The 10159-nt window shown below is 62.6% G+C and carries 7 protein-coding genes; 6 read left to right on the top strand and 1 reads right to left on the bottom strand.

The window, feature by feature from the left end:
* The first annotated feature begins 132 nt into the window (after window positions 1–132).
* The 4 genes from PLJ71_02925 (at window position 133) to PLJ71_02910 (ending at window position 5361) form a co-directional block, all read left to right on the top strand.
* On the top strand, window positions 133–1272 hold the full coding sequence (locus PLJ71_02925; protein ID HQM47609.1) for a VCBS repeat-containing protein: 1140 nt from the start codon (window positions 133–135) through the stop codon (window positions 1270–1272).
* Between the two features lie 85 nt (window positions 1273–1357).
* Window positions 1358–2134, top strand: coding sequence for a DUF2161 family putative PD-(D/E)XK-type phosphodiesterase (locus tag PLJ71_02920; GenBank protein ID HQM47608.1), 777 nt, complete (start codon window positions 1358–1360; stop codon window positions 2132–2134).
* A gap of 304 nt (window positions 2135–2438) precedes the next feature.
* Window positions 2439–3983, top strand: coding sequence for a hypothetical protein (locus PLJ71_02915; protein ID HQM47607.1), 1545 nt, complete (start codon window positions 2439–2441; stop codon window positions 3981–3983).
* Between the two features lie 19 nt (window positions 3984–4002).
* Window positions 4003–5361 (top strand): hypothetical protein, encoded by a 1359-nt coding sequence (locus tag PLJ71_02910; GenBank protein HQM47606.1) that lies wholly within the window; start codon window positions 4003–4005, stop codon window positions 5359–5361.
* Between the two features lie 11 nt (window positions 5362–5372).
* Here PLJ71_02910 and PLJ71_02905 read toward each other — a convergent pair whose 3' ends face one another.
* The gene (locus PLJ71_02905) at window positions 5373–7610 is read right to left on the bottom strand and encodes a sialate O-acetylesterase (protein ID HQM47605.1); all 2238 of its coding nucleotides are present in this window, start codon (window positions 7608–7610) and stop codon (window positions 5373–5375) included.
* Between the two features lie 200 nt (window positions 7611–7810).
* Here PLJ71_02905 and PLJ71_02900 point away from each other — a divergent pair, with 200 nt between their 5' ends.
* Together PLJ71_02900 and PLJ71_02895 are read left to right on the top strand one after the other, a co-directional pair.
* Window positions 7811–8926, top strand: a complete 1116-nt coding sequence (locus PLJ71_02900; GenBank protein ID HQM47604.1) for a uroporphyrinogen decarboxylase family protein — start codon at window positions 7811–7813, stop codon at window positions 8924–8926.
* Window positions 8926–10155: a phytoene/squalene synthase family protein gene (locus tag PLJ71_02895; protein HQM47603.1), complete on the top strand. Its 1230-nt coding sequence runs from the start codon at window positions 8926–8928 to the stop codon at window positions 10153–10155. Before PLJ71_02900 ends, PLJ71_02895 begins: the two co-directional genes overlap by 1 nt.
* Window positions 10156–10159 lie beyond the last annotated feature (4 nt).

Below are 10159 nucleotides of genomic sequence, written 5' to 3'. Positions count from 1 at the left end.
CGTCTTTCCTGTACGCAGACGTCTTCTGGAACAGCCACTCTCGCCCCCGGACGCATGGCGAAATGCTTTCCCCGGCGGGTGGCGTTTTGCTAGGATAGCTCTTTCAAGACAACACAGTGCAGGAGGTGCGCAATGACGGCATGGGCAATGGTTGTGGTACTGGTTGCGACGGCAGCGGAGGAGACCCCGATGTTGAAATTCCAGAAGACGCGCATTGGCGACGTGGTGTATGAGGCGGCGTGCGCCTGCGACGTCAACAACGACGGTGTTATGGACATCGTGTCGGGCGGCTACTGGTTCGAAGGCCCCGATTTTACGAAGAGCCACAAGATCTGTGACGTCAAAGCCGTCGATGACTACTTCGATGATTTCGCCGACATCCCCCTCGATGTCAACGGCGACGGGTATGTCGATATTGTGAGCGGCGCCTGGTTCGGCATGAAGCTGACGTGGCGCGAGAATCCCAAGGGCCAGCCCGTCGAGTGGACCGTCCACGACATCGCCGAGGTCGGCAACATCGAGCGCCCCTGCTGTTTTGACATCGATCAGGACGGCGAGCTCGAGATCATCCCCAACACGCCGGGCGGCCCTGTCCGCGTCTTCAAGCTCGTGAAAGACGCCAACGGCAAGGGAGCGGGCAAATTCGACGAATTCGTGGTGTACAGCAAGAATAGCGGGCATGGTCTGGGCTTCGGCGATATCAACGGCGACGGCCGCCCCGATATCGTCCTGGCAAGCGGCTGGCTGGAAGCCCCCGAGAACCCCTTGGGCGGCGAGTGGGTCCTGCATCCCGAGTTCACCCTCGTTCCTTCCGCCAGCGTGCCGATCCTGGTCCATGACGTCAATGGCGACGGGCTCAACGACCTCATCGTCGGCGCGGGCCACGACTACGGCCTTGCCTGGTATGAACAGAAGCGCGACGGCAACGGCAACCGCACGTGGGTCAAGCACGACATCGACACCGAACGCTCCCAATACCACGACATGCAGCTGGTCGACATCGACAACGACGGCCAAGTCGAGCTCATTACTGGCAAGCGCTATTACGCGCATGCCACCGACCCCGGCGCGGATGATCCCGTAGGCATCTACTACTTCGAGATCAAGGGCGGCGAATTCGTCCGCCGGACAATCGACTACGGCGATCGGAAAGAATGCAGCGGGGCCGGCATCTATTTCTGGGTCGCCGACCTCGACGGGAACGGCTGGAAAGACGTCATTGCTCCGGGGAAAGAGGGCGTTTACCTATTCCGCAATCTCGGCAACGCGTGATTTGAACGGGGACCGCAACGTACGGGCGGCTATACCATCCGGCAGCACGGTCCCCGGTCTTGTTGGATAGCGGTGGGGGAGAAGCGTGCCTCTCGACAGGCTGTACAAAGACGCCAAAGCGATGCCCCGAGACAAAACAACCCGGCCCCGGTACGAAACCGAGCTTGCGCGGCCCGTGACCGCCTTCCTCGAGTCCCAGGGTTATACCGTGCGCAGCGAAGTCAATGATTGCGACATCGTCGGGACCCGGGATGGGCACACGGTCGTCGTCGAACTCAAGCGGAGCTTCACGGTGTCGCTGTTGGCTCAGGCCGCCGATCGGCAGCGCGTCGCCGACGCGGTCTACGTGGCCCTGCCGCGTCCCGCCGAACCTCTGCGCGGAAAACACTGGCGCAGGCTCCGCCACCTTCTCCGCCGCTTGGAATTGGGTCTTATTCTTGTGTCTTTCACGGCAGGGCGGCCCCGGCTCCAGATCGTATTCCATCCGACGCCGTTCGCCCGCAAACGAGACTCCCGGCGGCGGGGCGCGCTCCTGCGTGAAGTAGAGGGACGTTCCGGAGACTTCAACCGCGGCGGCAGCACGGGACGCAAACTGGTTACCGCCTACCGCGAGAACGCCATACACATCGCCTGCGGCCTCGAAGCGCTCGGCGACTGTTCGCCCGCCGCGTTGCGCAATCTGGGTACCGGTCCCAAGACACGGGACATCCTATACAACAACGTCTACGATTGGTTCGAGCGCGTGGACCGGGGCGTCTACCGCCTGAAAGACGCCGGCCGTAGCGCCCTCAAGGAGTACCCCGGCCTCGCCGAGCACTACCGGAACCAAATCGCGCGCATGCAGGAGAAGGAGAGAGAGTAGCCCGGACCGTTGATTTGACCGGGCCAGTCTAAGAGAGCCCAAGCGGCCTTTTCCCGTGTAGGCCCGGCGCCCCCGCCGGTCACATTCTCGACGGCCGCCGGACCTGGTCTCACAACGGTGCTCAACAGCAAAGCGCTGAACATACCAGGCGGACCAGCCCGTTCGGCCGGCTCGGGCCGATTTCAGGGGGTTGATTGAAAGAGGCCAAGGGCGCTTTTTCATTTGCTATGATCGCACTGGTCTGGAGATACTGGTTCCGTTATTCCATGCGTGAACCGCATCCATCCAGGAAAGGAAACGAAGCATGTGGAACGTATCACGAGGAAGTATCGCGCTTCTTGTTGCCGTTGCGTCAGGCGTGAGCTTTTCGGCAACGGCCCAGGAACCGCGCGGCCTGGTAATCAACGAGGACAACAGCCATTTCTTCGGCAGCCGCACCGCGGACGATATGACCATCGAAGGCCTTCGCGCCTTCGTCGACCAGTATGCCAGCACGAAGGTCAGCCACCTGTTCTTGAATCCCAACGCCATGCGCGCGAGTTACCGCAGCGCCGTGCGCGACGCCATCTGGGACCAGGGCAGCCAGAATGCCCCGGAGCCGGGGTTCGGCGGTCCTTGGGCGGCCAACGCGAAGCTGCTCGACGAGCGCGGCCTCGACCCCTACGCCGTATGGATCGCCCGGTCCCGCGAAAAAGGCATCTCCCCGTGGCTGTCGATGCGCATGAACGACGTGCACGACGTCTCAGACCCCAAGAACTTCATGCACAGCACATTCTGGGTCCAGCACCCCGAATACTGGCGCGTGCCGGGCGGCTCAGGCTGGATCGACCGCGCCCTCAACTACGGCGTCCCCGCGGTGCGCGAACACAATATGGCTTTCATCCGCGAACTGCTCGAACGCTACGACCCCGACGGGCTGGAACTGGATTGGATGCGTTTCGGGTACCATTTCGCTCCCGGCGAAGAAGCGGAGGGGTGCAAAATCCTCACGCAGTTCATGCGCGACGTGCGCGCGCTGACCGGGGAATGGTCGAAGAAGCGCGGCCACGCGATCCAGCTCGGCGCGCGCGTGCCTGCGCATCCGGACGCCGCGGCGGGCCTTGGCATGGACGGCATCACCTGGGCAAAAGAGGGGCTTGTCGACATGCTCGTGCCTACGCCGTTCTGGACCTCCTCCGATTTCGACATACCCGTCGAGTTGTGGCGTGAACGAATGGGTGATGCGGCCGCGCGCGTGATTATCGCGCCCGGACTCGAGTTCAACGTGCGGGGTTACCCCGGCGGCGGCGCGGTGGCCAACACCCTTGAATCCTGCCGGGGTTTTGCGGCCGCCTCGTGGCATCGCGGGGCGAACCAGATCTATCTGTTCAACTTCATGGACTCAGGCACCATACCGGTAAGTACGAGCGACTATCGCATTCTTCTCGAACAAGGCCTCGGACCCGATGTCTGCGCCCGTCTTCCCCGCCGTCACATCCAGGCGTTTCACGACACGGTGCCCGCCGGCGTGTCCAACGGAGCGAGGCTTCCCGTGAACGGTCATGCCGGGGGCACGTTCAATCTCTACACCGGCCCCGCCCCAAAAACCGGAACGGCCACCTTCATCGCCGGGCTTGCCCAGAAGGAGGGGACCGGGGCCGCCGTGTTTGACGCCACTGTCAACGGGCAGCCCTGCGCGCCCATCGAGGACCGCCCGGACCCCGGCCAATACCCCGGCGTCGTGCGAGCGGTCCAGTTCACCTGCCCTCTGGACGCACTCAAAGACGGCTACACCGAAATCCACATCCAGCAACGCCCCGAGCAGCCTGAACAGGAGCTCATCTGGGCCGAAATCCGTATCGAACCGTAATACAGGAAGGAAATGCGCTATGCACGGCATCCTCATCTGGACCGCCCTCGCACCGGCACTGACGCTCAGCGCAACGGAGCCCGAGCCGCTTCCAGTCACTGTGGCGCCCGAGGCTATCGCTGTTGAAGGGTTCATCGGCTATGGCGCGGAATGGGACCCTCGCGGATACGACCTCTATGGCGTGACCGATGCGGAGTTCGCCGTTGTGCAGGAGCGCGTCGAGTGGATGCGCCTTCCCGTTGCACGCATGATGATGTTGGCGAAATGGTGTTACCTCGGCGAAGGGCAATACGACTGGAACACCCGCGAGATGCAGCTCCTTTATCGCCAACTGGACGTTTGCCAGGCCCTGGGAAGCACTGTCCTCCTCACCGACTGGGGCTGTGAACGCGAGTGGGTGCGTCCTCCCGGCATCGAAAAGACCGATGATCCCCGCTATGCGGAAGTCATCGCCACGTATATGGACCATCTCGTGAACGCCAAAGGCTACTCGTGCATCCGGTACTTCATCCTGGTCAACGAACCGAACTACGAGATAGGCGATTTCGAGCGATGGGCGGGGGGCCTCCGCAACCTGGCGGCCGCTTTTTCGCAGCGCGGCCTCGACAAACAGCTGACCATTGCGGGCCCCGACCACTCCAACGCCGACGACTGGCTCTTCAAAGCCGTCGATCAACTCAAAGACGTGCTGGGCGCGTACGACGTGCACCGGTACGCGTCGGACAAGGATGTCGCCCCGGGCAAACTCGAGGACTATTTCGCGAACCAGTGGCACTATGCACGGCAAAACGACCCCGTCGCGAACGGCAAGAAGTTCATCGTCGGCGAAGCGGGCATGAACGATTACGCCAGCCACCCGGCTTCCAACGCCAAAATCGGCACCCACTACTACGGCGAGTTCATGGCCGATTTCGCCGTCCAGGCGGTCCAGGCCGGCAGCCACGCGGTCTGCGCATGGCAATTGGACGACAACTCCCACCTGGACTTTGCGTGGGGGCTCTGGAGCAACAAGACTCAGGGTATGATTCTCCGGCCATGGTTCTTCCCGTGGGCGCTTCTGGCCCGCTACGTTCCCCCTGGCGCGACTATCTACCGTGTCGCCGACCCTGCCCCATGGGTGCGGGTGCTGGCGGCGAGAAAGGACAGCGGCTGGACGTTCTGCCTTGTGAACCGCGGCGACGACGGTGTTCAGATTGCTCTATCAGCACCTGGCGAAGGCACGCCCGCAGCGCGGCGGTACGTGTACGCGCCGGACGGGTTCTTGACAGGAGACAAGGGTTTCCCTCAGCCTGTAGACGAGGTGGGCCTCGATTTCAGCAAGCCGATCCTCATCGACAGCCCTGGTCACGGCGTGACCCTGCTTACGACGATGGAATAACCGGGCCGCGGCTACTCGGAAGCGGTTTTTACCAAAACGATCAGTCTTCCGTTGATGTAACTGCCCGCATTGTGCGCAAAGGTCCAATCCGGATTCTCGCCCGGGCAGTTTCCGATGCCTACGTCGGCGCCGCGTCCCGCCATCGGGTTGTTGAAGGCCAAGAGTGTGGTCTTCGATGCCGCGTCGTGGATCTGCAGGCAGCCGTAACCGGGATTGGTGGCCATGCTCATGGTGTCGTCGAAATCGTAACGGTCGTTGCTGGCCTCCGGCAGGCTCCGCGCGCACTGGGCGCCGTAGTTGCAGGCCCACAGCTCGATGACGCCGCCCGGCAGCGCGCCGCTGGGCAATCCCTCGATGTTGGTTTTCACGAAGAGGTTTGCGAGATCCTGCTGATACTGTGCGCCCGCGTCAGGAATCGGCACGCCGATATGCGCGAGATCCTGTGTAAAGGGGTCCATCTCCGCATATACCCATCGCGCCTGGTTATCGGGTCCGACGAGTTGCAGGTAATAGGCGACGCGCGCGATGCGCCTGCCCGCAAGACTCTCGTGACGATCTTCGTCGTAGCGAGGCTTGTTGTTCTCTGCCGTCAGGTTGGTCGGGTCGAGCGCGTAGACAAGCTCGAATCCTTCGCTCTCCGGAACATTCGCCCGCAACGCCCCGTCGATGGGAATGGTTCCCGCACGAAAGGCGGGCGCTGGCAATCCGGCTTCGTTCATGAGATTGGGCAGGGCGCAATGGTTCCACGCGAAACAGACGGCTACCGGCATGGCGACGCTCTCAGCCGTCAACACCACGCTCGTCCCATCGATCGCCGCGGTTGCCTCACGGTATGCGCCGTCCGGACCGAAAATCTGAAACCAGGTGGGCGCGGCGCCATCCCGTGTGCTCAGCGACTTCGCATGCTTGAAATAGACCCGCATGGCGTTCCCTTGGACCTCAAACCGGTCGAAGAGTGGGCTTTCGCAGACGACATCCGTTTTCCCATAGGTCTTGTTGAGGGCTTGCAGCGCGAGGCGCTTGCCCACATCGTCCTTGTTGGTAGGGTGGATGTCCGTCAGATTGCCGATATCGTTGACGACGGCCATTCCGGCGCCCGGGATCTCCGCTGCGGCCGCCTGGGCTTCCCAGATTTCGGGCAGGGCCTGGGGGCTGTTGCCATAGTCGTAGGGCGCCAGTTGCACGAAGTAACATGCGAGATCGTCCTGCTGCCACACAGTGCGCCATCCCTTGATGAGCGCTTCCATCTTGTCGCGGTACAGCATGCTCTCGCCCCGGTTCGATTCGCCCTGGTACCAGATGAAACCCCGGTTGGCATAGGGCACGAGCGGCGCGACCATCGCATTGTAGAGTGTTGTCGGCGCTCCCTCATTAATCAGAGCCGATGCCGACGCGATGGCGGGCAGCGCGGGCGGAAATACGCCGTTTTGAAGAGCCAGCTGGGCTTCCGGAATCCACGCTTCCACCTTGGCGATCGCTTCCGTCAACAACTGCTGGTACTCGGCGCTGTTGGGCTGGTTTACCCGAATCTGCGCGACTATGCCGGCCAACGACGGTATCGGCTCGAAACCCGCGGGGGGAGTCCACGGTTCGATCCGGGTCCCGCCCCAACTCGTGTTGATGATTCCTACGGGCACGCCCAAACCCGCCTGAAGATGCTTGGCGAAGTAGTAACTCACTCCCGAAAACCCTTCGCCGTTGCAGCAGTTCGCCAATGACTCGGCGTTGCACGGAGCCCACGGCGTCCACCCCTGCAGATCGTTGAGCGGAACCGGGCTGCATGTGCGAAACACCATTGCAATCCGGATCTTGTCGTTTGCGCACCGTGCCTGCTCCTCTTCCCAGCCGTCCGTGTTCTTGATAGACCACTGCATGTTGGATTGCCCGGACGCCAGCCACACCTCGCCTATCAGAATGTCGGAGAAGGTTTTCGAGCCGCTTCCGGCCGTCACAACGAGTTCGTGGGGCCCGCCGGCGGTCATGGGGGCTAGATCGGCCTGCCAGCGCCCGTCGGTTCCGGCTATTGCGGTTGCGGTCTGCCCCGCGATGGCAACCGTAATCGTCTCGCCGGGTTCGCCCCATCCCCAAACGGGTACGCGGGCATTCTGCTGTAAGACGGCGTGGTCCGCGAACACCGCCGGCAGCCGGAGCTCGGCCGCGGCCGCGCACGGCGCTCCCGTCAACAAGGTTGCCAGTAACAATGTCGCAAAGGTGATAAGGCAAGTCGTCAATGCTGTGACTTTCTTCATATGTCTTCTCCCGGGCTGGCTGTGCGAGCGGGGCCGCGCGTGGCTGCCCCGGCCTCAAATTACGCGTGGACAACGGGGAATGCGTTCGGAAATCGGGCCAGACGCTATCAGGAAACACTTGCGGCAATCAACTCGCCTGCCTGGATAGTGAGGCCTGGCTCGGGTATCCTGTCACCGCCAACACCGAGAGGAAGATATCCATGACTCTTCGCGAGCGTATCGTGTCGGTTTACCGGGGGGAAACCCCGGACCTTGTTCCCTACATGCTCGATCTCTCCCACTGGTTCTATCACAAGCACCGGAAACCGTGGGACCTGAGCGCCGTTCACAGCGAGCCGGAAACCGACCTCATCGCGTATCACAGGGAAACCGGTGCGGGCTTCTACATTCCCCAACTGCCATCGTTCTACGACGTCTGTTATCCGGAGGATGTAACGGCCGCCGTTGCCAAGTCCGAGGACGGAAGTCATATCACGTGGACGATCGAGACGCCCCTGGGAGCCATCTCGCGCAGGCGGCGCTGGGAACCGCAAAACTACGCCTGGGGCATCGTGGATTGGGGTGTCCGGTCCGAGCGCGACCTCGATGTTCTGGGCTATGCTCTCTCGCAACGCACGTATGTGCCGCACTGGGACCGCTACGATGAATGGGTCCGGGCGGTGGGAGACACCGGCGTGGTCTATGTCCCCACGGGCTACAGCGCCATGGGCCACCTTCTCAACTACTGGATGGGCGTGCAGGGCGCCATCTACGCCACCATCGAAATGCACGGCCCCGTGCGCGCGTTCGCCGACGCCGTGAACGCCAACCTCCTCGAGTGCGTCGATATGCTCGCGCGGTCTCCCGCGGAAATCATCATCATGGGAGACAATTTCTCGAGCGATATCCAGCCGCCCTACTTCTTCGAGGAGTGGTCGAGGCCTTACTATGCCGAAGCCATCGCGCGTTTGCACCGGGCCGGGAAATACGCCGCGGTCCACATCGACGGCCGCCTCCGCGGCGCCCTGGGCATGTTTCGCGCCATCGGCGCCGACTGCGCCGACGCGGTCACGCCATGGGCCCCCGGCGACCTCAGCCCGGAAGGTTGCCGCGAGGAAGCGGGCCCGGACATGATCCTCTCGGGCGGTGTGCCTCCTAACCTGTGGCTGCCCAGTGTTGACGTGGCCGCCTTTGACCGGGCTGTCCTGCAATGGCTCGAACTGCGCGAATCCGGCCCGCGCCTCATCGCCAACGCCGGGGACCAGGTCCCTCCCGGCGCCGACGAATCCCGGATCCACCGCATGCGCGACCTCGTCAACAAGTACGGACGGTGCTGATGAGGCCAAGCCACCGCCTGGTACAAGGCCAGGCGCTGTGTTTCGCCGCGCAGGTTCAGAGGTTTCCGGTTCCACGAATTGACAGCCCTCTGAAGGCGCGACTATTCTATGCGGCAGACAAGCCGCATTACGTATTCCAGAAAGCGCAACAGCCCGTGGACACCGTGAATACAGACACGCCGCACCCTGATGCCCTTGTGGAGGATCTCGCGTATGAGAACGCTATCTTGCAGGGGGTATCGCGGACGTTTGCGCTGACCATTCCCCAATTGCCTTCCGGTCTTCGCGCGGTGGTCGGCAACGCGTATCTGTTGTGCCGCATTGCCGATACCATCGAGGACTCAGACACGCTTACCCTCGAGGAGAAACGGCGGTATTACGACTGGTTCGTGGGGGCGGTCGAGCTAAAAGCTTCTAGCAGTGAGTTCGGCCGCGAACTCGCCTCGAAGCTTCAGGGCAGCACTCTCGAAGCGGAACGCGATCTTGTGCGCAACACCGAACGCGTGTTGCGCATCACCCACAGTTTCTCAGACGCCGACCAGGCTGCGCTGCAGAGGTGCATCCGCATCATGTCCGCGGGCATGGAGGATTTTCAGGAGGGCCGGTTTACCGACGGACTGCGTGATCAAGAACACCTCGACGCGTACTGTTACCACGTCGCGGGAGTGGTCGGGGAGATGTTGACCGAGTTGTTTTGCGCCCATTCGCGGGACATTGCGTCGTGCAAAGACGAGCTCGAGCGCCGCGCCATCTCGTTCGGCCAGGGGCTCCAGATGACCAACATCCTTAAAGACATCTGGGACGACAAGAAGCGCCGCGTGTGCTGGCTGCCGCAAGTGACGTTCGCGCGCGCCGGCTTCGATCTGCGCAATCTCGAGAGCGCCGCGGGCGACCCCGCATTCCATGCGGCGCTGGGCCAGCTCATCGCGGTGGCGCGCCGCCACCTCGAGAACGCCCTCGATTACACGCTGCTGATTCCCAAGTCCGAGCGCGGGATCCGCAATTTCTGCTTGTGGGCGATTGGCATGGCCGTGCTCACCCTGCGGAAAATCAACCGCCAGCGTGATTTCACGTCGGGGGCCGAAGTCAAGATATCCCGCCGAAGCGTTCGCGCAACCATCTGCCTTGCGGACTTTCTGGGCGGGAGCAACCGTCTTCTACGCCTGGCCTTTCGTCTGGCCGCCGCGGGTCTCCCCGAGTCCCAGCCGCTGGCGCCCGGGAATGCCTGACCGG

The sequence above is a fragment of the Candidatus Hydrogenedentota bacterium genome (assembly GCA_035416745.1).
GTDB lineage: Bacteria > Hydrogenedentota > Hydrogenedentia > Hydrogenedentales > SLHB01 > UBA2224.
The sequence above is the reverse complement of the archived record's forward strand: the minus strand, read 5'-3'. Positions and strand labels throughout refer to the sequence as shown.